The 24,630-nt window shown below is 67.5% G+C and carries 21 protein-coding genes; 11 read left to right on the forward strand and 10 right to left on the reverse strand.

Annotated elements, in window-relative coordinates:
* Window positions 1-31: 31 nt before the first annotated feature.
* Window positions 32-880: a 3-hydroxybutyryl-CoA dehydrogenase gene (locus tag M9799_RS10025; protein ID WP_231041538.1), complete on the reverse strand. Its 849-nt coding sequence runs from the start codon at window positions 878-880 to the stop codon at window positions 32-34.
* A 204-nt stretch (window positions 881-1,084) separates the two neighbouring features.
* Between M9799_RS10025 and purT the strand changes: the two genes are divergently transcribed.
* Window positions 1,085-2,326 carry a formate-dependent phosphoribosylglycinamide formyltransferase gene (gene purT / locus M9799_RS10030; RefSeq protein ID WP_231041539.1) on the forward strand — a complete coding sequence of 414 codons (1,242 nt, stop codon included), beginning with the start codon at window positions 1,085-1,087 and terminating at the stop codon, window positions 2,324-2,326.
* A gap of 908 nt (window positions 2,327-3,234) precedes the next feature.
* Here the strand turns inward: purT and M9799_RS10035 are convergent.
* Together M9799_RS10035 and M9799_RS10040 are read right to left on the reverse strand one after the other, a co-directional pair.
* A complete protein-coding gene (locus M9799_RS10035; RefSeq protein ID WP_231041540.1) occupies window positions 3,235-4,716 on the reverse strand; it encodes an AMP nucleosidase in 1,482 nt (493 codons plus the stop codon).
* A gap of 3 nt (window positions 4,717-4,719) precedes the next feature.
* Window positions 4,720-6,813: a putative bifunctional diguanylate cyclase/phosphodiesterase gene (locus M9799_RS10040; protein WP_231041541.1), complete on the reverse strand. Its 2,094-nt coding sequence runs from the start codon at window positions 6,811-6,813 to the stop codon at window positions 4,720-4,722.
* Window positions 6,814-6,931: 118 nt separating this feature from the next.
* Between M9799_RS10040 and dbpA the strand changes: the two genes are divergently transcribed.
* Together dbpA and dtd are read left to right on the forward strand one after the other, a co-directional pair.
* Entirely contained in the window at window positions 6,932-8,329 is a 1,398-nt protein-coding gene (dbpA, locus tag M9799_RS10045; protein ID WP_231041542.1) for an ATP-dependent RNA helicase DbpA, read from the forward strand.
* On the forward strand, window positions 8,326-8,775 hold the full coding sequence (gene dtd, locus M9799_RS10050) for a D-aminoacyl-tRNA deacylase (protein ID WP_231041543.1): 450 nt from the start codon (window positions 8,326-8,328) through the stop codon (window positions 8,773-8,775). The genes dbpA and dtd overlap by 4 nt, the downstream gene beginning before the upstream one ends.
* A 164-nt stretch (window positions 8,776-8,939) precedes the next feature.
* Here dtd and ybeY read toward each other — a convergent pair whose 3' ends face one another.
* On the reverse strand, window positions 8,940-9,398 hold the full coding sequence (gene ybeY, locus M9799_RS10055; protein WP_231041544.1) for an rRNA maturation RNase YbeY: 459 nt from the start codon (window positions 9,396-9,398) through the stop codon (window positions 8,940-8,942).
* A gap of 23 nt (window positions 9,399-9,421) precedes the next feature.
* Window positions 9,422-10,390, reverse strand: coding sequence for a PhoH family protein (locus tag M9799_RS10060; RefSeq protein ID WP_231041545.1), 969 nt, complete (start codon window positions 10,388-10,390; stop codon window positions 9,422-9,424).
* A gap of 48 nt (window positions 10,391-10,438) precedes the next feature.
* Between M9799_RS10060 and ruvA the strand changes: the two genes are divergently transcribed.
* Both ruvA and ruvB read left to right on the forward strand, forming a co-directional pair.
* The gene (gene ruvA / locus M9799_RS10065) at window positions 10,439-11,011 is read left to right on the forward strand and encodes a Holliday junction branch migration protein RuvA (RefSeq protein WP_231041546.1); all 573 of its coding nucleotides are present in this window, start codon (window positions 10,439-10,441) and stop codon (window positions 11,009-11,011) included.
* A 5-nt stretch (window positions 11,012-11,016) separates the two neighbouring features.
* Window positions 11,017-12,069 (forward strand): Holliday junction branch migration DNA helicase RuvB, encoded by a 1,053-nt coding sequence (gene ruvB / locus M9799_RS10070; RefSeq protein WP_231041547.1) that lies wholly within the window; start codon window positions 11,017-11,019, stop codon window positions 12,067-12,069.
* Here the strand turns inward: ruvB and M9799_RS10075 are convergent.
* Entirely contained in the window at window positions 12,024-12,908 is an 885-nt protein-coding gene (locus tag M9799_RS10075) for a lysoplasmalogenase (protein WP_231041548.1), read from the reverse strand. The two genes, ruvB and M9799_RS10075, sit on opposite strands and share 46 nt — an antisense overlap.
* Before the next feature lie 137 nt (window positions 12,909-13,045).
* Here M9799_RS10075 and M9799_RS10080 point away from each other — a divergent pair, with 137 nt between their 5' ends.
* Window positions 13,046-13,804: a phosphoribosyltransferase gene (locus tag M9799_RS10080; RefSeq protein ID WP_231041549.1), complete on the forward strand. Its 759-nt coding sequence runs from the start codon at window positions 13,046-13,048 to the stop codon at window positions 13,802-13,804.
* A 24-nt stretch (window positions 13,805-13,828) separates the two neighbouring features.
* Here the strand turns inward: M9799_RS10080 and M9799_RS10085 are convergent, their stop codons facing one another.
* From M9799_RS10085 to M9799_RS10100, 4 genes are all read right to left on the reverse strand, one after another.
* Window positions 13,829-14,290 carry a hypothetical protein gene (locus M9799_RS10085; RefSeq protein WP_231041550.1) on the reverse strand — a complete coding sequence of 154 codons (462 nt, stop codon included), beginning with the start codon at window positions 14,288-14,290 and terminating at the stop codon, window positions 13,829-13,831.
* A gap of 41 nt (window positions 14,291-14,331) precedes the next feature.
* Window positions 14,332-15,882 carry a TerC family protein gene (locus M9799_RS10090; RefSeq protein WP_231042153.1) on the reverse strand — a complete coding sequence of 517 codons (1,551 nt, stop codon included), beginning with the start codon at window positions 15,880-15,882 and terminating at the stop codon, window positions 14,332-14,334.
* Between the two features lie 279 nt (window positions 15,883-16,161).
* Window positions 16,162-16,356, reverse strand: a complete 195-nt coding sequence (locus M9799_RS10095; RefSeq protein WP_231041551.1) for a YqaE/Pmp3 family membrane protein — start codon at window positions 16,354-16,356, stop codon at window positions 16,162-16,164.
* A gap of 51 nt (window positions 16,357-16,407) precedes the next feature.
* Entirely contained in the window at window positions 16,408-17,043 is a 636-nt protein-coding gene (locus M9799_RS10100; RefSeq protein ID WP_231041552.1) for a histidine phosphatase family protein, read from the reverse strand.
* Window positions 17,044-17,345: 302 nt separating this feature from the next.
* Between M9799_RS10100 and M9799_RS10105 the strand changes: the two genes are divergently transcribed.
* The 5 genes from M9799_RS10105 to M9799_RS10125 all read left to right on the forward strand — a co-directional run bounded on the left by M9799_RS10105 (window position 17,346) and on the right by M9799_RS10125 (window position 24,372).
* The gene (locus tag M9799_RS10105; RefSeq protein ID WP_231041553.1) at window positions 17,346-18,935 is read left to right on the forward strand and encodes an ABC transporter substrate-binding protein; all 1,590 of its coding nucleotides are present in this window, start codon (window positions 17,346-17,348) and stop codon (window positions 18,933-18,935) included.
* Between the two features lie 207 nt (window positions 18,936-19,142).
* Entirely contained in the window at window positions 19,143-20,732 is a 1,590-nt protein-coding gene (locus M9799_RS10110) for an ABC transporter substrate-binding protein (RefSeq protein ID WP_231041554.1), read from the forward strand.
* 7 nt (window positions 20,733-20,739) lie between these two features.
* Window positions 20,740-21,705: an ABC transporter permease gene (locus M9799_RS10115; protein WP_231041555.1), complete on the forward strand. Its 966-nt coding sequence runs from the start codon at window positions 20,740-20,742 to the stop codon at window positions 21,703-21,705.
* A gap of 13 nt (window positions 21,706-21,718) precedes the next feature.
* The gene (locus M9799_RS10120) at window positions 21,719-22,669 is read left to right on the forward strand and encodes an ABC transporter permease (RefSeq protein ID WP_231041556.1); all 951 of its coding nucleotides are present in this window, start codon (window positions 21,719-21,721) and stop codon (window positions 22,667-22,669) included.
* Window positions 22,666-24,372, forward strand: a complete 1,707-nt coding sequence (locus M9799_RS10125) for a dipeptide ABC transporter ATP-binding protein (protein ID WP_231041557.1) — start codon at window positions 22,666-22,668, stop codon at window positions 24,370-24,372. The genes M9799_RS10120 and M9799_RS10125 overlap by 4 nt, the downstream gene beginning before the upstream one ends.
* Window positions 24,373-24,630 lie beyond the last annotated feature (258 nt).

The raw sequence follows: 24,630 nt of genomic DNA on the forward strand, positions 1-24,630 counted from the left end.
CGGGCGGCCGCTGGCGGGCCGCCCCGCAGCTTCAGTACTGGTAGACGCCGCGGCCGGTCTTGCGGCCCAGGCGGCCGGCGGCCACCATTTCCTTGAGCAGCTGGCTCGGGCGGTACTTGCTGTCGCCGAACTGCTCGAGATACACCTCCATCACCGCCAGGCACACGTCCAGGCCGATCATGTCGGCCAGCGCCAGCGGGCCGATGGGCTGGTTGCAGCCGAGCTTCATGCCGTCATCGATGTCTTCCGCCGTCGCCAGGCCTTCGGAGAGCACGAAGAAGGCCTCGTTGATCATCGGCACCAGGATGCGGTTGACGACGAAGCCGGGCGCGTTCTTGACGGTGATCGGGCTCTTGCCCAGCGCCACCGCCAGGGCCTTGACGGTGTCGTGCGTCTCGTCGCTGGTCTGCAGGCCGCGGATGATCTCCACCAGCGCCATCATCGGCACCGGGTTGAAGAAGTGCATGCCGATGAAACGGTCGGGACGGCCGGTGATGGCCGCCAGCTGCGTGATCGAGATCGACGAGGTGTTCGAGGCCAGGATCGCCTCGGGCGCGAGCAGCGCGTCGATCTGCTGCAGGATCTTGATCTTCAGCGCGTGGTTCTCGGTCGCGGCCTCGATCACCAGCTGCGCGGCCTTCAGGTCTTCGTATTGCGTCGAGGTCTTGATGCGCGCGAGCGCCGCCGCCTTGTCGGCCTCGCTGATCTTTTCCTTCTTGATCAGGCGGTCGAGGCTGCCCGACACCGTGGCCAGGCCCTTCTGCACCGCCGCGTCCGAGATATCCACCAGCACCACATCGATGCCCGCCACCGCGCAGGCCTGCGCGATGCCGTTGCCCATGGTGCCCGCGCCGATGATCCCGACAGTTTGAATCGCCATTTGAAAAGTCTCCACAAATTGAATTGAACCGGCGTGATGGTAGCGGCAATCGAAGTCACGGCCCAGATGCGCGCGGCCGGCGATTGCCCCGGAGGCTGCCCAGGTAAACCCCTGGCGGCCGCGCAAATGCCCGAGAATCACGCCAGCCACGGGCTCCCGCTAGGAGGGCCCCGCATTTTCTTCGCCTCTATCGGATCGATTGCCATGACGACTCTAGGAACGCCGCTCTCCCCCCACGCCACCAAAGTCATGCTGCTGGGCAGCGGCGAACTCGGCAAGGAGGTGCTGATCGCCCTCCAGCGCCTGGGTGTCGAGACCATTGCCGTCGACCGTTACGAGAACGCACCGGGCCACCAGGTCGCGCACCGCGCGCACACCATTGCCATGAGCGATCCAGCGCAGCTGAAAGCCTTGATCGAGCAGGAACAGCCCGCCTGGGTGGTGCCCGAGATCGAGGCCATTGCCACGCCGATGCTCGAAGAGCTCGAAGCCGCGGGCGTGGTGCGCGTGGTGCCCACGGCGCGCGCCGCGCGCCTGACCATGGACCGCGAAGGCATCCGCCGGCTCGCCGCCGAAACCCTGGGCGTGCCCACCAGCCCCTATCGCTTCTGCGACTCGCTGGCGCAGCTGCAGGCGGCCATCGATGGCGCCGACGGCCGGGCCGCCATCGGCTACCCCTGCGTCGTCAAGCCGGTGATGAGCAGTTCCGGCAAGGGCCAGAGCAAGATCGACGGCCCGCAGGACGTGGCCGCGGCCTGGGACGCAGCGATGGCCGGCGGCCGAGTCAACCACGGCCGCGTCATCGTCGAAGGCTTCATCGACTTCGAATACGAGATCACACTGCTGACGGTGCGCGCGCGCGGCGCCGACGGCCGGGTGGAGACGCATTTCTGTGCGCCCGTGGGCCATCTGCAGAAGAACGGCGACTACATCGAGAGCTGGCAGCCCCAGCCGATGTCGCCCGCGGCGCTCGAGCGCGCGCAGGCCATCGCGCTGGCCGTGACGCACGACCTCGGCATGGACCGCAATGGCGAACCCGCGGGCCTGGGCCTGTATGGCGTGGAGCTGTTCGTGCGCGGCGACGAGGTCTGGTTCAGCGAGGTCAGCCCGCGCCCGCACGACACCGGCCTGGTGACGCTGGCCACGCAATGGCAGAGCGAGTTCGAACTGCATGCGCGCGCCATCCTCGGCCTGCCCGTGGACACCTCGCTGCGCAACCCCGGCGCCAGTGCCGTGATCTATGGCGGCGCCGAGGGCACGGACATGGTGTTCGATGGCGTGGAAGAAGCGCTGGCCGTTCCCGGCACGGACCTGCGCCTCTTCGGTAAGCCCGAGAGCTTCGCCAAGCGCCGCATGGGCGTAGCACTGGCGCGCCACGACGACATCGCTTTGGCACGTGATCGCGCCCGGCTTGCGGCAAGCAAGGTCAAGCCGCGGTTGGCTTGAGCTACTCTTTAGCGACGGTATTGACTGCATGCCCTTGCCGAGGGCAGGAGCCGGGTTTCGGCCCGGCAGCCGACTCACTTTTCTTGCTCGCACAAGAAAACGAAGCAAAAGAATGCGGCCCTGCTGTCTGCGACCCTGCGCTTCGCTCCGGGCAACCTGCCGTGCTCGGTCCGGGGCTGCACCGCAGAACTCGCTACGCGGCTACGCCGCTCCGCTCGAACAACTGCGGTGAATCAGTTTACGAAGCAGGTGTGTCCTTCGGCACACCTGCCAGCCCCGGCCCTGCGCGCGGCAGGCGCAGCCAGAAGGGCGGGGGCCGGGAGCGGGATAGCTTCTTTGAGGGGTGAAAGATGTGCCATTGTCTCTAATGTGCCCTCTCGGTTTTAAAAACCGTTCGTCCTGAGCTTGGCGCAGGGCATCCTGTCGAAGGATGGACGGCCTGCCCTCTAGTTTTTAGGCAGGCCGTCCATGGTTCGACGCGGCCGGCCAGGCAGGCTCACCACGAACGGTGTTGGGGCGAGCCTTGGCAAGGAGCGCGTCCTAAAACTCTAAAGAGCTATCCGGTTCCCGGTTCCCGGGCCCCGGTCCCCGCCCATCTGCCTGCGCCTGCCGCGCGCAGGGCCCGGGCTGGGCCGGAGTGCCGAAGGACACGGAGGCTTCGTCAACTGACTCACCGCGGTTGTCCGAGCGGAGCGGCGCAGCCGCGCAGCGAGTTCCGCGGTGCAGCCCGGGACCGAGCACGGCAGGTTGCCCGGAGCGCAGCGGAGGGACGCAGGTAGTTAGGCCGCATTCTTTTGCTTCGTTTTCTTGTGCGAGCAAGAAAATGAAGTCGGCTGCCGGGCCGAGACCCGGCCTCTGCCCCCGGCAAGAGCATGCAGTAAATATCGTCGCTGCTAAACCAACCGTATTTACTGAAACGCCACCTCCGCAAAACTCCGCAGCTTCCGACTGTGAAGTCGCTCGATCCCTCCAGCACGCAGGATCTCGATCGCCCGCATCCCGATCCGCAAATGCTGATCCACCCGCTCGCGATAGAAGTGATTCGCCATCCCCGGCAGCTTGATCTCCCCATGCAGCGGCTTGTCGCTCACGCACAGCAAGGTGCCATAGGGCACGCGGAAGCGGAAACCGTTCGCCGCAATGGTCGCGCTCTCCATGTCCAGCGCCACGGCGCGGCTCTGGCTGAAGCGCAGCTGCGGCATGTTGTTGGGCAGCAGCTCCCAGTTGCGGTTGTCGGTGCTGGCCACGGTGCCCGTGCGCATGATGCGCTTGAGGTCGCTGCCCGGCATCTGCGTGACGTCGGCCACCGCCTGCTGCAGCGCCACCTGGATCTCCGCCAGCGCCGGAATCGGCACCCATAGCGGCAGCTCCTCGTCCAGCACATGGTCCTCGCGCACATAGGCATGCGCCAGGACGTAGTCGCCCAGCTGCTGGGTATTGCGCAGGCCGGCGCAGTGGCCGAGCATCATCCAGGCATGCGGGCGCAGCACCGCGATGTGGTCGGTAATGGTCTTGGCGTTGGCCGGGCCGACACCGATGTTGACCATCGTGATGCCGGTGCCGTCGGCGCGCACCAGGTGGTAGCCGGGCATCTGCGGCAGGCGCGGCGGCGGGCTGCCGAACTCGTCGATGGGCTCGGCCGGCAGGCCGGCGCGGCGCGTGACCACGTTGCCGGGCTCGACGAAGGCGCAGTATTCGCTTTCCGGGTTGGCCATCTCGGCATGGCCCAGGCGGATGAATTCGTCGATGTAGAACTGGTAGTTGGTGAACAGCACGAAGTCCTGGAACCACTCGGGCGCGGTGCCGGTGTAGTGGCGCAGGCGGTGCAGCGAATAGTCGACGCGCGGCGCGGTGAACAGCGACAGCGGCAGCGCGCCGCCGGGCTGCGGGTGCCAGGTGCCGTTGGCGATGCCGTCGTCCATCGACTCCAGGTCGGGCAGGTCGAACACGTCGCGCATCAGCATGCGGCGCTCGGGCGTGAGCGTGCCCTCGATATGGTCGTTGTCGGCAAAGGAGAAGTGGATCGGAATCGGCTTGTCGCTCAGGCTGACCTCGAAATCCACCTCGTGACTGGCGCGCAGCAGGCGCAGCTGCTCGGCGTAGTAGTCGGCAAACAGGTCGGGCCGCGTCAGCGTGGCTTCGTAGAGCCCCGGGCCCTCGACGAAGCCATAGGCCAGCGTCGTGTCGGCGCGCGCCACGGTGTGCGTGTGCACCCGCACCTTGGGATAGTAGGCATGCACCGGCGAGGAGGGCGTTTCGCCGGCCACGAAGCGCTGCATGGCATCGCGCAGGTGGCCGATCTGCTCGCGGTAGAGCTGCTGGATGTGGGCGAGCGCCTGCTCGGGAGTGGAGTGCCAGACGATGGCACGGTCATCATTGAACTGTTCCATGGCCTATTGTGACTGCAGCTTGTGACAGTAATCTTGCTGCCATTGCAACAATTGTTCAGCGGGCATAGGCGGCGCGATGAGATAGCCCTGCGCCATCTCGCAGCCGAGCTGGCGCAGCAGCGCCAGCTGCGCGGGCGTTTCCACGCCTTCGGCCACGGTGCCCAGGCGCAGGCTTCTGGCCATCTGCACGATGGCAGTGACGATCGCCGCGTCGTCCTCGTTATCGGTGAGGTCGGTGACGAAGGAACGGTCGATCTTGAGCTGATGGATCGGGTGGCGGCGCAGGTAGGCGAGCGACGAGTAGCCGGTGCCGAAGTCGTCGATGGCCAGCTGCACGCCCTGCTGCTGCAGCGCATGCAGCGTGCGCTGCACCTGCGCGTCGGAATGCATCAGCGTGCTCTCGGTGAGCTCGATATGCAGCAGCTGCGCGGGCAGGCCGGTCTCGGCCAGCACCGCGGCCACGTCGATGGCCAGGTCCGGGTGGCGGAATTCCTGCGCCGACATGTTCACCGACACCGGCACGCGCGGCATGCCCTGCGCCAGCCAGGCGCAGGCCTCGTGGCAGGCCTGGCGCAGCACCCAGCGGTCGATGGCGGTGATCAGCCCGCGGGCCTCGGCCAGCGCCACGAACTCCTCGGGGCTGACCAGGCCGCGCTGCGGATGGCGCCAGCGCACCAGGGCCTCGAACCCCGCCAGCGCGCCGTTGTCGGTGCGCACCTGCGGCTGGTAATGCAGCTCGAAGCCACCCAGCGCGATCGACTGGCGCAGCAGCTGCTCCTGGTTGAGCATGCGGCTGGCGCGGCTCTCCAGCGCCGGCGTGTAGAACTGGAAGGGCTGGTGGCTGCTTTCCTTGGCCAGATGGCGCGCGGCGCCGGCGTTGCGCAGCAGCGCCTCGACGCTCTCTCCATCCTCGGGAAAGACCGCGATGCCGATGGCCGGCGCAACGACCAGCGGCTGCGCGGCCACGTGGTACGGCATCTCCAGCAGCGCCACCATCTGGCGCGTCAGCAGCTCGGTTTCGGCGCGGCCCGTGCTGCCGGCCAGCACCACGATGAATTCATCGCTGCCCGCGCGCGCCACGAGGTCGCTGGCATGCACGCAGCTGCACAGGCGCCGCGCGACCTCGCACAGCACCTGGTCGCCGGCCTGGTGGCCCAGCGAATCGTTGATGGCCGAGAAATGCTTCAGGTCGATGCTCAGCACCGCCACCGCGCGCTTTTCCTCGTGCGCCTTCGCGATCAGCTGCTCGAGCCGGTCGCTCAGGTGCCAGCGGTTGGGCAGGCGTGTCAGCGCATCGTGATCGGCCATGAAGCGCATCTCGGCCTGGGCCTGTTGGTGCGCGGTGATGTCGCGCAGCACGACCATGCGGAAATCCTGGGCGCCCTTGCTGCCGGGCATCAGCATGGCATCGATTTCCACCGGGATGCTGTGGCCATCCTTGTGCCGCACGGTGGCCTTGTAGGCGGCACGGCGCCCGCTGTGCATGGCGTCTAGCGCCATGGGCCAGAATTCCTTGTCCAGATGCTGCAGCGCGGGCTTGCCGCGCAGCTCTTCGAGCTCGTAGCCGATGAGGCGCAGCAGCGCATCGTTGGCATCGAGCACCACGCCATCGCGGTGCAGCAGGATCGCCTCGTGGGTCGCGGCCGAGAACAGCCGCATGCGCTCCTCGCTCTCGTCGAGCTGCTGCTGCACCGAGCGGCCCTGGCTCAGGTCCAGCACCTGCACCACGGCGCCGCGCAGCACCCCCTGCTCGAGGTGCGGCGTGACGCGGGCCTCGATCTCGCGCAGCTCGCCCTGCGGCGAACGCGCTTGGCGCACATAGCGCACCGGCTCGCCGCGCAGGCAGAGCTCCATGTGCGGCGCGATCGCTTCCCAGCCCTCCTGGCCCATGATCTCCCAGGGGCGCTTGCCGATGATCTCGTCCGGACCGAAGCCATAGTGGCGCGCGAAGGCCTGGTTGGCGAAGCGGCAGCACCGGGTGCCGGCCTCGAAGTACGCCATCATTCCCGCCGCGGCATCGATGACGAGTCGCAACAGGACATTGCTGTCGCTTTCGCTGCTGCTGTCGAGGCGGGACGCGCTGGGGCTGGGGGGCATGACCTTCCTAGGGAAAAGCTGTTTATATCGTAACCGGACGAATCGACGCAGCGTACAAGTCCCGACTCTACAGCCCTGCGCGGCGCCGGCCGGCGCCCGAGCCCGGATAATCGCGCCCATGAATGCCTCTTCCTCTTCCGCCGGCACCGGTTTCGACACCCTGGCCCTCGGCCCGGCCATGCTGGCCAATCTGCAGCAGCTGGGTTACCAGCAGATGACGCCCATCCAGGCCGCCAGCCTGCCGCCCGCGCTGCTGGGCAAGGACCTGATCGCCCAGGCCAGCACCGGCAGCGGCAAGACCGCGGCCTTCGGCCTGGCGCTGCTGACGCGGCTCAACCCGCGCTGGTTCGGCGTGCAGTCGCTGGTGCTGTGCCCCACGCGCGAGCTTGCCGACCAGGTGGCGACCGAGCTGCGCCGGCTGGCCCGGGCGCACGACAACATCAAGATCGTCACGGTGTATGGCGGCGTGCCCGCGCGCGCGCAGATCGCCAGCCTGGAGAACGGCGCGCACATCGTGGTCGGCACCCCGGGCCGGGTCATGGACCTGATGGAACGCGGCGCGCTGGACCTGACGGGCCTGAACACGCTGGTGCTCGACGAAGCCGACCGCATGCTCGACATGGGCTTCCACGCCGACATCGACACCGTGGTGCGCCAGTGCCCGAAGGAGCGCCAGACCCTGCTGTTCTCGGCCACCTACCCCGAGGGCATTGCCGACCTGAGCGCGCGCTTCATGCGCCAGCCGCAGCGCATCACCGTGCAGGCCCAGCACAGCGAGGGCAAGATCGCGCAGCGCTGGTACGAAGTCGCCGAGGGCCAGCGCCTGCAGGCCGTGGCCGACCTGCTGCTGCACTTCCGTCCCGAATCGAGCATTGCCTTCTGCAACACCAAGCAGCAGTGCCGCGAGCTGGTGAACCTGCTGCAGGCCCAGGGCTTCAGCGCGCTGGCGCTGTTCGGCGAGCTCGAGCAGCGCGAGCGCGACGAGGTGCTGGTGCAGTTCGCCAACCGCAGCTGCTCGGTGCTGGTGGCGACCGACGTGGCGGCGCGCGGACTCGACATCTCGAACCTGGCGGCCGTGATCAATGTCGAGGTCACGCCGGATCCGGAAGTCCACATCCACCGCATCGGCCGCACCGGCCGCGGCGACGCCGAGGGCCTGGCGCTGAACCTGGCGAGTCTCGACGAGATGGGCAACGTCGGCAAGATCGAGCAGCTGCAGGGCCGCGCGTCGAGCTGGTTCCCGCTGGACGGGCTCACGCCCGCGAGCCGCGAGCCGCTGGTGCCGCCGATGCAGACCATCCAGATCATCGGCGGGCGCCGCGAGAAGATCCGCGCCGGCGATGTGATGGGCGCGATGACCGCCGACTTCGGCTACACGCGCGAGCAGATCGGCAAGATCAGCGTCAACGACTTCTCGACCTATGTGGCCGTCGAGCGGCGCATTGCGGGCGCGGCCGTGGCAAAGCTGAACGCGGGCCGCGTCAAGGGCAAGAGCGTGAAGGCCCGGCTGCTGTGATCGGCCTGCTGCAGCGCGTGCGCGAGGCGCGCGTCGAGGTCGCGGGCGAGGTCTGCGGTCGGATCGGGCAGGGCCTGCTGGTGCTGGTCTGCGCCGAGCGCGGCGACACCGAGGCCGAGGCCGACCGGCTGCTGGCCAAGCTGCTCAAGCTGCGCGTCTTCGGCGACGACGAGGGCAAGATGAATCGCAGCCTGCAGGACGTGGGCGGGGGGCTGCTCTTGGTGAGCCAGTTCACTCTGGCCGCCGATACCGCCAGCGGCAACCGCCCGAGCTTCAAGCAGGCCGCCGCGCCCGAGGAAGGCCGGCGGCTCTATGACTATCTGGTGCAGCAGGCCCGCGCCGCGCATGCCACGGTGCAGACCGGGCAGTTCGGGGCGGATATGCAGGTGCATCTGGTGAACGACGGGCCGGTGACGGTGCCGTTGCGGGTGGGGGCTAAAGGCTGAGGCTGGCTATTTACTGGAGTGCAGGCCGTCCACCCTTCGACAGGCTCAGGGCGAACGGTTCTCGGGTTCATGCCTGGACTTGATGCTCGAGCCTGCCACCTTCCTAACCGCTCGTCCTGAGCCTGTCGAAGGATGAAGGGCCTGCCCTAAAGGCCTGGCGAACCCTATTTTGCATACGGATCCGCAAACCCCAGTTCCCCCATGATCTCGCTCTCATAAGCCTCCATCTCCTCGGCATCCTCTTCGCTGGTCTCATGGTCCCACCCCTGCGCATGCAGCGTGCCGTGGACCAGCAGATGCGCGTAGTGCTCCTCGAGCGTCTTGTGCTGCTCGCGCGCCTCGCGCTCGACCACGGGGGCGCACAGCACCAGATCGGCCATCACCGTGGGCTCCTGCTGGTAGTCGAAGGTCAGCACATTGGTGGCGTAGTCCTTCTGGCGGTATTGCAGGTTCAGCGCCTGGCCTTCCTCGGCATCGACGATGCGCACGGTGATTTCGGCGTCGGCCGCCAGCGCGTGGCGGATCCAGCGCGTGACCTTGCTGCGGGACAGCACGGCGCGGTGGGCCGGGGCCGCGTCGAAGCGGGCGAATTGCAGGGACAGTTGCAGTTGTTGCAGGGGCATGGGAACTTCAAGGGCAGACTCGGTCATTCATCGCGGGCGCGCGCGCGGCGCGCCACGGCCTGGCTGCCGCGCGCTTCGTAGGCATCGACGATGCGCGCCACCAGCGGATGGCGCACCACGTCGGCGCTGGTGAAATGCGTCACGGCAATGCCCTTGACGCGCTTGAGCACGCGCTCGGCGTCGATCAGGCCGCTCTGCGCACCCTTGGGCAGGTCGATCTGGCTGACGTCGCCGGTCACCACGGCCTTGGCGCCGAAGCCGATGCGCGTGAGGAACATCTTCATCTGCTCGGGCGTGGTGTTCTGCGCCTCGTCCAGGATGACGAAGGCGTTGTTCAGCGTGCGCCCGCGCATGAAGGCCAGCGGCGCGATCTCCAGCACGTTGCGCTCGAAGGCCTTCTGCACCTTCTCGTAGCCCATCAGGTCATAAAGTGCGTCATAGAGCGGGCGCAGGTAGGGGTCGACCTTCTGCGTCAGGTCGCCGGGCAGGAAACCCAGGCGCTCGCCGGCCTCCACCGCCGGGCGCGTCAGCACGATGCGCTGCACCGCGCTGCGCTCGAGCGCGTCCACCGCGCTGGCCACGGCCAGGTAGGTCTTGCCGGTGCCCGCCGGGCCGATGCCCAGCGTGATGTCGTGGGTGGCGATGTTCTCGAGGTACAGGTTCTGCGTGGCGGTGCGCGCGCGCAGGTCGGCGCGGCGCGTGGACAGCTGGATCGCGCCCGCCGGGGCTTCCAGCAGCTCGCTGTCGCCGGCCAGCATCAGCTGCAGCTGGGCTTCGGGAATCGGGTCGTCGGCCATCTCGTAGAGCGCCTGCAGCATCTCCAGCGCCTCCTGGGCGCGGGCCTTGGGGCCGTCGATCTTGAACTGCTCGTGGCGGTGGGCGATCGAGACCTTGAGCGCGGTTTCAATGGTGCGCAGATGCACGTCGGCGGGGCCGCAGAGGTGGCTGAGCCGGGTGTTGTGGTGGGGTGTGAAGGTGTGGCGCAGGATCACGCGGATAATTCCAATCTGGAGCTGCCAACGTGGCGGCAAAGGATTTCAATGATAGGCAAATTGACCGGCACGCTGCTGGATAAAAACCCGCCCACGGTCCTGGTGGACTGTCACGGCGTGGGCTACGAAGTCCAGGTGCCGATGAGCACTTTCTACAACCTGCCCGCGACCGGCGCGCAGGTCAGCCTGCTCACGCACTTCATTGTGCGCGAGGATGCGCAGCTGCTGTTCGGCTTCGGCACGCCCAGCGAGCGCCAGACCTTCAGGGAGCTGATCAAGATCAGCGGCGTCGGCCCGCGCACGGCGCTGGCGATCATCAGCGGCATCGGCGTCGAGGACTTGGCGCAGGCGGTGACGCTGCAGGAGGCCGGGCGGCTGATCAAGGTGCCGGGCATCGGCAAGAAGACCGCCGAGCGGCTGCTTCTCGAGCTCAAGGGCAAGATCGGCGCCGACATGGGCTCGAAGTCGCTGTTCACCAACGAGCACCAGAACGACATCCTGCAGGCGCTGCTGGCGCTGGGCTACAGCGACAAGGAAGCCGCGGCCGCGCTCAAAGCCCTGCCGCCCGATGTGGGCGTGAGCGAAGGCATCAAGCGCGCGCTGCAGGCCCTGGCTAAATAGGCACCATGACCATCCACACCGACGATTTCGCGCCCGCGCCGCCGAAGCGGGCCATCTCCGCCGCGCCGCTGTCGCACCACGAGGAGGCGATGGAGCGCGCGCTGCGCCCCAAGCTGCTGCAGGAATACGTGGGCCAGGCCAAGGCGCGCGAGCAGCTCGAGATCTTCATTGGCGCGGCCAGCAAGCGCGGCGAGGCGCTTGACCACGTGCTGCTGTTCGGCCCGCCGGGCCTGGGCAAGACCACGCTGTCGCACATCATCGCCGCCGAGCTCGGCGTGAACCTGCGCCAGACCAGCGGGCCGGTGCTGGAAAAGCCCAAGGACCTGGCGGCGCTGCTGACCAATCTCGAAGCCAACGACGTGCTGTTCATCGACGAGATCCACCGCCTGTCGCCTGTCGTGGAGGAAATCCTCTACCCCGCGCTCGAGGACTACCAGATCGACATCATGATCGGCGAGGGCCCGGCCGCGCGCTCGATCAAGCTCGACCTGCAGCCCTTCACGCTGGTCGGCGCCACCACGCGCGCGGGCATGCTCACCAACCCGCTGCGCGACCGCTTCGGCATCGTCGCGCGGCTCGAGTTCTATACCTCGGAGGAACTGGCGCGCATCGTCGAGCGCAGCGCCGGGCTGCTGGGCGTGCCGATCGACACCGAAGGCGGCTGGGAAATCGCGCGCCGCTCGCGCGGCACGCCGCGCATCGCCAACCGGCTGCTGCGGCGCGTGCGCGACTACGCCGACGTCAAGGGCGACGGCCGCATCACGCAGGACATCGCCAACCGCGCTCTCGCCATGCTCGACGTGGACCCGCAGGGCTTCGACATCATGGACCGCAAGCTGCTGGAAGCCGTGATCCACCGCTTCGATGGCGGCCCGGTGGGGCTGGACAACATCGCAGCCAGCATCGGCGAGGAATCGGGCACCATCGAGGACGTGATCGAGCCCTATCTGATCCAGCAGGGCTATCTGCAGCGCACGCCGCGCGGGCGCATCGCCACCAAGGCGGCCTACCTTCACCTGGGCGTGATGCCGCCGGCCCTGCCGGCAGAAGACGCCTGAGGCCGCGGCGCGCAGAGCATGCCGGCCACGATCGATGCCTGCGCCAGGTAATAGCTCGAAAGCACGGCGAGCGGCGCCCAGGCCAGGGGCTGCACGAAGCGGTCCGTGGCAAGCAGCGCATCGCTGAGCAGGAAGCTGGCGGCGCCCAGCGCCACCAGAAGCGCGGCGCGGCGCCCGGCGGGGCGCGCCTGGTGCCAGCGGCCCCAGGCCTGCGCGGCCATCAGCGCAATGGCCAGCACATAGGCTGCGACCGGCAGGCGCAGGTTCGCGGGCAGACCGCCGTGCCAAAGAAACGCATACATGGCCGCGGCCAGCAGCAGGAACAGCGCCAGCGCGCCGCGCAGCGCGAACCAGCGCTGGCCCTGCTGGAACAGCGCGAGATAGCAAAGATGGGCCAGCAGAAAGGCCAGCAGGCCCGCAATGAACAGCCCGTCCAGCATCAGCAGGACATCGCCGGCCAGCGACGCGGCCAGCGCCGCCAGCAGCAGCCCGCCCTCGCGCCACGTCCCATGGCGGCGCATATGCCAGGCGACGGCGGCCATCGCACAGACCATGGCCAGCGGCTTGAACACCAGGTGCCAGGGCTGCAGCCCCATGGCGCCGCCGGCCGTGGCCAGCGCGCCGGCCTGCAGCATGCAGGCCAGGGCGGGCGGCAGGCGGCTGCGCAGCGCGGCCACGCCCGCCAGCAGGCTGGCCAGCACCGTGCCCCATGCCATGGCGAACTCCGCCAGCGGCGGGTGCCCGGTATCGGCGGCCAGCACCCGCCAGGCAAATGCCAGCGCAAGGACGATGCCCAGGGCGGGGCATGACCAGGACAGCGCGTAGCGTGGAAGGTGCATGCAACCGATTGTGTCGCGCCCTACCCATGCTGGCGATGCAGGGGAACCCTCGGCCTGGGCAGGGGACGCTCCTGCCGACTATCATCTGCGCGCCGCCGGCGCTTCCGGCATGCAAGGCCAGCATGGTGGATCATCTATTGCAGCCCGCTTCCCCCGATTTCGACGCCACCACCGGCTACTGGCAGCGCATTCTCTCGGCCAATGAACTGGCGCAATCGACCAGTCCGCCCTACCAGCGCAGCTATCCCGCGCGGCTGCGCGATGGCCGCTACCTGCTGCTGCCGCTGCGCGGCCTGCCCGGCGACGCCACGCGCTGCATGACCTCGCTGGTCGCCAACCAGGCCGCGCTCGAGGTGGTGCAGGCGCTGACCCAGGCGATGGTCGAGCAGGCGCGCGACTTCCCCGTCGATGCCGTGGTCGGGCTGCCGACGCTGGGCCTGTCCTTCGCGCCGGCCGTGGCGCGCGGTCTCGGCCATGCGCGCTTCGTGCCGCTGGGCTTTTCACGCAAGTACTGGTACCGCGACGAGCTGTCCGAGCCGGTGCGCTCGATCAGCTCGCCCGGCCAGGACAAGCGGCTTTACCTTGATCCGCACCAGGCCAGCCTGCTGGACGGCCGGCGCGTGCTGGTGGTGGACGACACCGTGAGCACCGGCGCCACCATGCTCTCGGCGCTGCGGCGCGCAGGTGGAGGCGATCGCCGTGGCCATGCGCCAGGGCACGCGCTGGCGCGAACGGCTGCGCCAGGCCGACGGCACGCCCATTCCCGTGCTGGGCGCGCTCGACGCGCCGATGCTGGTGCGCGCGCCCGGCGGCTGGGTGCCAGAAGCCTAGAAGGTCAGGCGGGGGGCTGCATGCTGGCCGCGCCTAGCCGGCCGCACCTAGCCGGCCGCGCCTAGCCGGCCGCGCCTAGCCGGCCGCACCTAGCCGGCCGCACATTTCTGCGCCAGCGCCATCAGGTAGCCTTCGGCAATGGACAGGCCATGATAGGAGTCGGTCTCGAACAGCCGCAACGCCGTGCCGTCGTGCTCCAGATGCACCCGGCCGCGGTTGCTGAGGGTCGCGTAATACTTGCCGCTGGCCCTGTCGCGCTGGATGGCGAACGTCGCATCCTGCAGGCTCAGCCGGCGTGCATTGCGCGTGTCGCCCTCGATGACGGTCACGCTGCAGTGGTCGCGCTCGTCCTCGAATTCCCAGTCGTCGCCGATCAGCGACAGGCGCGCGATCTGGTTGAGGGCATCGGCCAGCTGGTTGGGCGTGGCAGTGTCCTTGTCGATGACGACATCCTTGGTCGGATAGCCGTCCGTCAGCCGCTCGCGGAAGTCGGAGCAGGCGGTCAATGCGGCCAGTGCCAGGGCGCCGCACAGCAACAGAAACTTGTTCATGACGAAACGCCATGCCGCGCAAGGGCGGCATGGCAGGGCGATCAATGGTGCTCGGTGTCGATGCTTTCGATGCTGACCTTGCGCAGCACATCGTCCTCGTTTTCCAGCACCGTGAAGCGCCAGTCGCCGATGTCGATCTGCGTGCCCCTGGGCGGCACGGCGCCATGCCGGTCGGTCAGTAGCCCGCCCAGCGTGGCGTAGAAGTCGCCGGCGCTGATCAGCTGCTGCGTGCCCAGCAGCTGCTGCACCAGGTGCACGTCGGCCGCGCCGCTGGCGATCCACAGGTTGTCGCGCTCGGCGGACTTCTGGATGGTGAAGGTCTCGTCCTCGTCGGGGAATTCGCCGGCAATCGCTTCCAGCACGTCGATCGGCGTCACCACGCCGCACATCACATTGAACTCGTTCTTGACGATGACCATGCGGCCCTTGGAAGTGCGCAGGTCGTTGAGCAGCGCGATGACGCCGGTGCTTTCCTGCACGAAGCGCGGGCGCTTGATGGTGCCTGGCTGGATCGAGCCGAACTGCATCAGGTCGCGCAGCATGTCCTTGGCGCGCGCCACGCCCACCAGCTCGTCGATGCTGTCGTTGCAGACCGGCAGGTAGCTGTGCGGGTTGTCGTTGAGCGAGAGGCGGATGTCCTCGGCGTCGCCGTTGAGGTCCACCCAGTCCACGTCGGACACCGGCGTCATGATGGAGCGCACCTTGCGCTCGGCCAGCGACAGCACGCCCGTGACCATCAGCCGCTCCTCGGGCACGAAGGCCTGGGGCTCGTCCGGCAGGTCGGCGGGGTCGGCCTGGTGCGCCGCGTCGCCGCGCTGCGCCGACATCAGCGACAGCACCTTGTTGGCCGCGCGTTCGCGCAGCGGAATGCGCAATTCCTGCGCCTTGGCGTTGCGCGACGAGATCTGGTTGAAGAACTCGATCAGGATCGAGAAGCCGATGGCCGCATACAGGTAGCCCTTGGGCACATCGAAGCCCAGGCCTTCGGCCACCAGGCTGAAGCCGATCATCAGCAGGAAGCTCAGGCACAGCACGATCACCGTGGGGTGCGCGTTCACGAAGCGCGTCAGCGGCTTGGAAGCCAGCAGCATGACGGCAATCGAGATGACCACGGCGGCCATCATGACCGGCAGCTCGTCGACCATGCCCACGGCAGTGATCACGGCATCGAGCGAGAAGACCGCGTCCAGGATCACGATCTGCGTGACGACCGCCAGGAAGCTGGAATAGCCCTTGCCGGAATTCGCGGAGTGCGTCACCCCTTCCATGCGCTCGTGCAGCTCGGTGGTGGCCTTGAAGATCAGGAACAGGCCGCCCAGCAGCAGGATCAGATCCCGGCCCGAAAGCGCCAATGGTCCCAGATCGATGAGGGGGGTGGTGAGCGTGGCGATCCAGGAGATGACCGAAAGCAGGCCCAGGCGCATGAACAGCGCCAGGCTCAGGCCGATGATGCGGGCCTTGTCGCGCTGGTGCGGGGGGAGCTTTTCGGAGAGGATCGCGATGAAGACGAGGTTGTCGATGCCCAGGACGATCTCGAGAAGCACCAGGGTCAGGAGGCCGACCCAGACGGCGGGGTCGCTGAACAACTCAATCATGCAGGCCTCCATCGTTCGCGTGGATGGAGGCCGGAATTAACGCATCGGGTGCCGCGGGGGCAGGTTTGTCAGGCATGGTTTCGCTGTTGGTTGAGGACGTTCTGTGAGCACGATTGTGCAAGAAAGTTCAACCTGGTCAAAAACCAACGATCCGCTCATCGGTCCCGTCGAATGATGACGGGCAATCCGGTCGTCCTGAGCTTGTCGAAGGATGACGGGCCTGTTCTCTAGTGCAGGCCATTCATGGTTCGACAGGCTCACCACGAACGGATTTGCTCAGCGCCGCTGCTGGTTCATTCTTTCGATCTTCTTGTCTGTGTTGTACTGGCTCAGCGCATACACCGCCCAGATCGCCGCCGGAATCCAGCCGATCAGCGTGATCTGCAGCACCAGGCACAGCAACCCGGAAAACGGCCGGCCAATGGTGAAGAACACGGAAAAAGGCAGCAGCAGGGCTAGAAGAAGTCGCATCAAGGTTCCCTCGGAGAATGGGCCGGCGGTGCGCAATCGCCGCCGGCTCTCTCAGCATATTTCGTCACGCGCTGTATTTTCAAGATGGGAAGTGTCTGACCAGCCCACCAAACCCAGCCCCTGTGGAGTCCAAAGCAGCCGGTTGATGGCCGCATTGCCCAGCGCAAAGGTGCGCGGCGCCTGCAGCTCCTGGCCCGTGGCCAGGCGGTAGAGCGTGTCGAGCACGCCACCGTGGGCGGTGAGCACGATCAGCTCGCCGGCATGGCGCGCGGCCAAGCGATCGACCGTGGCGCGCACGCGCTCGCGCAGCATGACCAGCGATTCGCCGCCTTCGGGCGTGAAGTCGGGGTCGCGCTGGCGCCAGCGGCGCGCGATGTCAGGCAGCTCGGCTTCCAGCTCGGCAAAGGTGCGGCCCTCGTGGATGCCGAAGCTGCGCTCGCGCAGCCCGGGCTCGGCCGTGAGCGGCGCACCCGTGACGGCGGCCACCGCCTCGGCGGTCTGGTAGGCGCGCTGCAGGTCGCTGCTGTAGATCTGCGCCACCGGCTCGTCGGCCAGCGCGCGCGCGGCCTGCGCGGCCTGCCACAGGCCCAGTTCGTTGAGCGGAATGTCCTGGTGGCCCTGCAGGCGGGCGGTGGCATTCCAGGCGGTTTCTCCATGGCGGATGGCAATGATGCGGGTGGCTTGCATGCGGCGGGATCGGTTTGGCAGTGGAAAGGCAGCTGCCGATTGTGCGGCAACTGCTCGGGCGGCGCAGGGCGGGCCACGCAGGCCCGGCCCGGTTGGCAGGCGCCGCGGCGGGAATGCGCGCTCCACGAAGCGATTTGCGCCTGCGCCGTGCCGGGTTGCCTGCCGACAGGGCAGGGGATGCTTGCATCCTTGCACACCTCCAGGGCGCTCGCCAAGATGGTTTGCAGGCAGGAGCCATGGCACCACGGTCGATGCCGGCCCGTCCGCAGCGCCGCTTGTTGTTTCATTCCGGGAGGTTCCCCATGTCATTCCAACGCCTGTCTTCGCTGCTGCTGGCCGCGGGCCTGCTGAGCGCCCCTGCGCTCCATGCCGAAACGCTGCGCTGGGCGCGGGCCTCCGACCCCACCTCGCTCGACCCGCATGCCTTCAATGTGGGCACCAATTTCACGCTGCTGCACCAGATGTACGAAACGCTGGTCTACCGCGATGCCAAGGGCAAGCTCATCCCTGCGCTGGCGACCTCGTGGCGCATGACCGCCGATCCCACGGTCTGGGAATTCAAGCTGCGCCCGAACGTCAGGTTCCACGACGGCGCACCGCTGACGGCAAATGACGTGGTGTTTTCGCTGCAGCGCGCCAAGGGCCCGACGGCGCAGGTCAAGTCGCTGCTGTCGTCGATGGTCGAGGTCAAGGCCGTCGACGATCTGACGGTGCAGGTCAAGACCAGTGGCCCGAACCTGATCTTTCCCAACAACCTCACCAACATGTTCATCATGAACGCCGCCTGGGCCAAGGCCAGGGGCGCCGAGACCACGCAGGACGCGGGCAGCAACGTGGAGAACTTCGCCACGCGCAATGTCAACGGCACCGGCCCCTACATGCTGGCCAGCCGCGAGCTCGATGCCAGGACCGTGATGAAGCTCAACCCCAACTACTGGGGCAAGGGCCAGGCGCCGCTGCAGGTGACCGAGCTGATCTATCTGCCGATCAAGTCGCCCGCCACGCGCGTGGCGGCGCTGCTGTCGGGCGAGGTGGACTTCGCGCAGGACATTCCCGCGCAGGACGTGGTGCGCCTGAAGCAGGACCCGCGCCTGCGCATCAACGAGGGGCCGGAGAACCGCTCGATTTTCCTCGGGCTCAATGTCGGTGGCAAAGAGCTCAAATACTCGAGCGTGAAAGGCAAGAACCCGCTGGCCGACCCGCGCGTGCGCGAGGCCATCCACCTGGCCATCGACCGCGACGCGATCAAGCGCTCGGTCATGCGCGGGCTGTCCATTCCCTCGGGCATCATCGCGCCGCCCTTCGTGCATGGCTACACCAAGGCCATGGCGGCCTATCCCAAGGCCGATGTGGCCCGCGCCAGGAAGCTGATGGCCGAGGCCGGCTATGCCGACGGCTTCGACCTCACGCTGTATTCGACCAATGACCGCTATGTGAACGACGAGGCGATCAGCACGGCCATCGCCGGCTTCCTCGGCCGCATCGGCATCAAGACCAGCGTGGTCGCGCGCCCGATCGCGCAGCACAGCGTGGCCATCAACAAGGCCGATGCCGATTTCTACCTGTTCGGCTGGGGCGTGCCGACCTATGACTCGGCCTATATCTTCGACTTCCTGGTCTACACGCGCGGCAAGGACGGGCGCGGCCCGACCAATGCCACGGGCTTCAGCAATGCCGGCGTCGATGCCGACATCGCCTCGCTGGCCAACGAATCCGATCCGGCGCGGCGCGATGCCGCGATCCAGCGCATCTGGGACGTGGTGCAGAAGGAGCGCTTCTACATTCCGCTGCACGACCAGATGGTGCATTTCGCCTCCATCCGGCGGCTCGACATTCCGGTGCATCCGGAAAACGAGGTGCATTTCAAGAATGTGAAGTTCGGCGCGAAGTAAGGGCAGAAGGCGCCGGGGAAACTGTTACATGCGGTGACCAAACGCCTGAGTGGCTGAGGTTTACCCCGTTGATTGCGATTGGCAGGCCCGCCAAGATGGGTGCCGCACGGAGCGCAGGCCCGGTTCTTGCATCCGTGCAGCGAGCGAACGCAGCCGCCTCCAGAGCGGCGCGCGGTCTGGCTTCACCCACTTGCTTGAGGAACCTCGATGCTGCTGAAAACGTTGTTCTCGTCCCTGCTTGCCGCAGGCCTGCTGACTGCCGGCGGCGCCCAGGCGGAAACGCTGCGCTGGGCGCGCGCTTCCGATCCGACCACGCTCGATCCGCATTCCTTCAACACCGGCACCAATTTCGTGCTGCTGCATCAGATGTACGAGACGCTGGTCACGCGCGATGCCAAGGGCAAGCTGGTGCCCACACTGGCCACTTCGTGGAAGCTCACCGCCGACCCTTCGGTCTGGGAATTCAAGCTGCGTCCGAACGTCAAGTTCCACGATGGCACGGCATTTACCGCCAAGGACGTCGTCTTCTCGCTGCAGCGCGCCAAGGGCCCGGGCGCACAGGTCAAGTCGCTGCTGGCCTCGATGGTCGAGGCCAAGGCCGTCGACGAGCTCACGGTGCATGTCAAGACCAACGGCCCGAACCTGATCTTCCCCGACAACCTCACCAACCTGTTCATGATGAGCGAGGCCTGGGCCAAGGCCAAGGGCGCCGAAACCACGCAGGACCCGGCCAGCTCCACCGAGAACTTCGCCACGCGCAACGCCAACGGCACCGGCCCCTACATGCTGGCCAGCCGCGAGCAGGATTCGCGTACCGTCATGAAAGCCAACCCCCAGTACTGGGGCAAGGGCCAGGCGCCGCTGCAGATCACCGAGCTGATCTACCTGCCGATCAAGTCGCCGGCCACGCGCGTCGCGGCGCTGCTGTCGGGCGAAGTCGACTTCGCGCAGGACATTCCGGCGCAGGACGTGGCGCGCCTGAAGCAGGACCAGCGGCTGCGCATCAACGAAGGCCCGGAAAACCGCTCGATCTTCCTGGGCCTGAACGTCGGCGGCAAGGAGCTCAAGCATTCGAGCCTCAAGGGCAAGAACCCGCTGGCCGACCCGCGCGTGCGCGAAGCCATCCACCTGGCCATCGACCGCGATGCGCTCAAGCGCTCCACCATGCGCGGGCTGTCGATTCCCTCGGGCATGATCGCGCCGTCCTTCGTCAACGGCTACAGCAAGGCCATGGCCGCCTATCCCAAGGTCGATTCCGCCAAGGCCAAGCAACTGCTGGCCGATGCCGGCTACCCCAACGGCTTCGATCTGACGCTGCACACCTCCAACGACCGCTACGTCAACGACGAAGCCATCAGCACGGCGATTGCCGGCTTCCTGGGCCGCATCGGCATCAAGACCACCGTGGTCGCGCGCCCCATCGCGCAGCAGAGCGTCGCCATCAACAACGCCGATCTCGACTTCTACCTTTACGGCTGGGGCGTGCCGACCTATGACTCGGCCTATATCTTCGACTTCCTGGTGCACACGCGCGGCAAGGACGGGCGCGGCCCGACCAATGCCACGGGCTTCAGCAGCGCCGAGGTCGACAAGGACATCGTGTCGCTGGCTTCCGAGCCGGACAAGGCCAAGCGCGATGCGACCATCCAGCGCATCTGGAACGTGGTGCAGAAGGAACGCTTCTACATTCCGTTGCATGACCAGGTGATCCATTTCGCCTCCATCAAGCGCATCGACGTGCCGGTGCACCCGGACAACGCCGTGCTCTTCAAGGACGTGAAGCTCGGCGCGAAGTGAGGCTCCCATGCTGGCCTATCTGTTGCGGCGCCTGGGCCAGTCGGCCCTGGTGCTGCTGGCGGTCTCCCTCATCGCCTTCATGGTGTTCCGCCATATCGGCGACCCGACGATCAGCCTGCTGGGCGAGGACGCCACGCTCGAGGAACGCGCGGCGCTGACCAGGGAGCTGGGCTTTGATCAGCCCGTGCCGCTGCAGTACCTGCACTATGTGGGCAAGGTGGTGCAGGGCGATCTGGGCATCTCCTACCGGCTCAAGCGGCCGGTGAGCGAGGTCATTGCCGAGCGCCTGCCGGCGACGCTGGAGCTGTCGCTGATCGCCTCGCTGGGAGCGCTGGCGATCGGGCTGGTGCTGGGGGTCTACACGGCGCTGCGCAGCGAGGGCTGGCTCAGCCGCGCGGTCATGACCGTGTCGCTGGTCGGCGTGTCGCTGCCGACCTTCCTGATCGGCATCGGGCTGATCTACCTGTTCGCGGTCGAGCTGCGCTGGCTGCCGTCCTTCGGCCGCGGCACGACGGTCAAGGTCGGCGGCTGGGAAACCGGTCTGCTCACGGCTTCGGGCTGGAGCGCGATCATCCTGCCGGCGATCACGCTGGGCTTCTACAACATGACGCTGATCATGCGGCTGGTGCGCGCCGAGATGCTCGAGGTGCTGCGCTCCGACTACATCCGCTTCGGCCGCGCGCGCGGCCTGCGCGAGAAGGACCTGTACTTCGGCCATGCGCTGCGCAACACGCTCATTCCGGTCATCACCATTGCCGGTCTGCAGATCGGCACGCTGATCGCGTTCTCCATCGTCACCGAAACCGTGTTCCAGTGGCCGGGCGTGGGCCTGCTGTTCATCTCCTCCATCCAGGGCGTGGACGTGCCGCTGATCTCGGCCTATCTGATGTTCATCGCGCTGCTGTATGTGGTGATCAACCTGCTGGTGGACTTCCTCTACCTGGCCGTCGATCCGCGCCTGCGCCGCCGGTGATGAAGGAAATGACATGCACGATGTGATTGAAAAAACGGCGCCCCCGCCAGCACCCCGGCGCGGCTGGCGCCACAGCGACTCTCCCGTGAAACGCGCGTTCGCGCGCTCGCGCACCGTCCAGGTCGCGGCGGCCATGCTGCTGCTGATCGTGCTGGCGACGCTGTTCGCGCCCTGGCTGGCCTGGCAGAACCCCTTCGATTCGGCCGCCCTCGAGTTGAACGACGCCTTCCTGCCGCCCTGGTCCGAGGGCGCCAGCGGGTCGCTCTACCTGCTGGGCGCCGACGACCAGGGCCGCGACGTGGCCTCGGCCATCCTCTACGGCCTGCGCATGTCGGTGCTGGTCGGCGTGTCGGCGGTGCTGCTGTCGCTGTGCATCGGCGTGCCGCTGGGGCTGCTGGCGGGCTATGCCGGCGGCTGGTTCGACACCCTGCTGATGCGCCTGGCCGACGTGCAGCTCACTTTTCCGGTGATCCTGGTGGCGATGCTGATCCTGGGCATCGTGCGCGGCGTGGTGCCCGAGGGCGCGCGCGAGCAGGTGGCGGTGCTGGTCATCATCCTGGCCATCGCCCTGTCCGACTGGGTGCAGTACGCGCGCACGGTGCGCGGCGCCGTCATGGTCGAGAAGCAAAAGGACTATGTGCTGGCCGCGCAACTGATCGGCCGCAGCCGCAGCGCCATCCTGGGGCGGCACATCCTGCCGAACCTGCTGGCGCCGATCCTGGTCATTGCCGCGATCAGCTTCGCGCACGCGATCGTCGCCGAATCCACGCTGTCGTACCTGGGCGTGGGCCTGCCGCCCACCCAGCCTTCGCTGGGCACGCTGATCCGCATCGGCCAGGGCTTCCTGTTCTCGGGCGAGTGGTGGATATTGCTGTTCCCCTCGCTGGTGCTGCTGGCCCTGGCACTGTCCGTCAACCTGGTCGGCGACTGGCTGCGCGACGCCCTGAACCCGAAGCTGCAATGAGCTCCACCGACATCCATCCCCCACCGGTGCTGCGCGTGCGCGGCCTGGGCGTGACCTTCGATACCTACCGTGGCCCGGTGCAGGTGCTTGACGACGTGAGCTTCGAGATCGCCGCCGGCGAGATCCTGGGCGTGGTCGGCGAATCGGGCGCGGGCAAGTCGATGACCGGCGCGGCCGTCATCGGGCTGATCGATCCACCCGGGCGCATCTCCAGTGGCAGCGTCGAGCTGGGCGGCGAGCGCATCGACGAACTGCGCGGCGAGGCCATGCGGCGCATCCGCGGGCGGCGCATCGGCTCGATCTTCCAGGACCCGCTGACCAGCCTGAACCCGGTCTATACCGTGGGGCGGCATCTGGTCGAAACCATCCGCACCCATCTGCCGCTGACCGAGGCCCAGGCCCGGGAGCGCGCGCTGGCGCTGCTGGAGGAAGTCGAGATCCCCGATCCGCGCGTGCGCTTCGGCCAGTACCCGCACCAGTTCTCCGGCGGCATGCGCCAGCGCGTGGCCATCGCGCTGGCGCTGTGCGCCGAGCCGCAACTGATCATTGCCGACGAACCGACCACGGCGCTCGATGTGTCGGTACAGGCGCAGATCATCGCGCTGCTGCGCCGCGTGTGCCAGGAGCGCCAGGCCGCGGCCATGCTGATCACGCACGACATGGGTGTCATCGCCGAAACCGCCGACCGGGTCATGGTCATGTACCAGGGCCGGGTGCTGGAAACCGGGCCGGTGCGCGAGGTGCTGGACCGGCCCGCCGCGCCCTATACGCGCGTGCTGATGGCGGCCATTCCTTCGGTGCATGAGCGGCTGGATCGCTTGCCCGTGCCCGAGATAGGCCGGGGCGTGAGCCCGCCTGCGGCCAAGGCCGAGCCCGTGCCCCGCTCACCCTCGGGCGAGGCCAGGACCCTGCTGGAAGTGCGCGACCTGGGCAAGGAGTTCGATCTGTCGCTGGGCTGGCTCGAGCGCGTGGTGTCGCGCCAGCCGCGGCGCATGCTGCAGGCGGTCGATGGCGTGAGCTTTGCCATTCGCCAGGGCCGCACCTTCGGGCTGGTCGGCGAGTCGGGCTCGGGCAAGTCGACGGTGGCGCGCATGGTCGCGGGCCTCACGCAGCCGACGCGCGGCCAGGTGCTGTTCGATGGCGAAGACCGCTTCAAGACGCGGACCGACCTGCGCCGGCGCATCCAGATGATCTTCCAGGACCCCTACGCCAGCCTGAACCCGCGCTGGACCGTGGGCCGGCTGATTGCCGAGCCGCTGGAGGTGCTCGGCCTGAGCGCCCACCCCGGCGAGACCGCCGAGCGCGTGGCCCAGGCGCTGCGCCGCGTGCGCATGGCGCCCGACGATGCGCGCAAGTACCCGCACCAGTTCTCCGGCGGCCAGCGCCAGCGCATCGCCATCGCGCGCGCGCTGGCCAGCCAGCCGGAATTCATCATCTGCGACGAACCGACCTCGGCGCTCGACGTGTCGGTGCAGGCCCAGGTGCTGAACCTGATGCGCGACCTGCAGGACGAGTTCGGACTGACCTATCTGCTGATCAGCCACAACCTGGCCGTCATCCGCCACATGTGCGATGACATCGGCGTGATGCAGCGCGGCCGTCTGGTCGAGGCGGGCGACGCCCAGGCGGTGCTCGATGCGCCGCAGCATGACTACACGCGCGCGCTGATGGCGGCGGTGCCGGATATACAGCATGCGCATTGAGGTCGGGCACTTGGGAAGGCCTTGCTGGACTCTTTGCATGGGCTCTTGACCTTCGACAAGCTCAAGATCAGGGCGAGCGGTAAAACACCCGTTCGTCCTGAGCCTGTCGAAGGATGGACGTCCTGTCCAAAAGTTTGGGTCTATGCACGTCGGAAAGGCCCTGCTGGATTTTTCGCGGGGCCGTTCATGGTTCGACAGGCCCACCACAAACGGTTCTATCCATTCGCTCCAAGCCTGGCGCAAGGCGGTGTGCCGACG

Origin of the sequence: Comamonas endophytica, assembly GCF_023634805.2 — a bacterium.
GTDB classification, from domain to species: domain Bacteria; phylum Pseudomonadota; class Gammaproteobacteria; order Burkholderiales; family Burkholderiaceae_C; genus Comamonas; species Comamonas endophytica.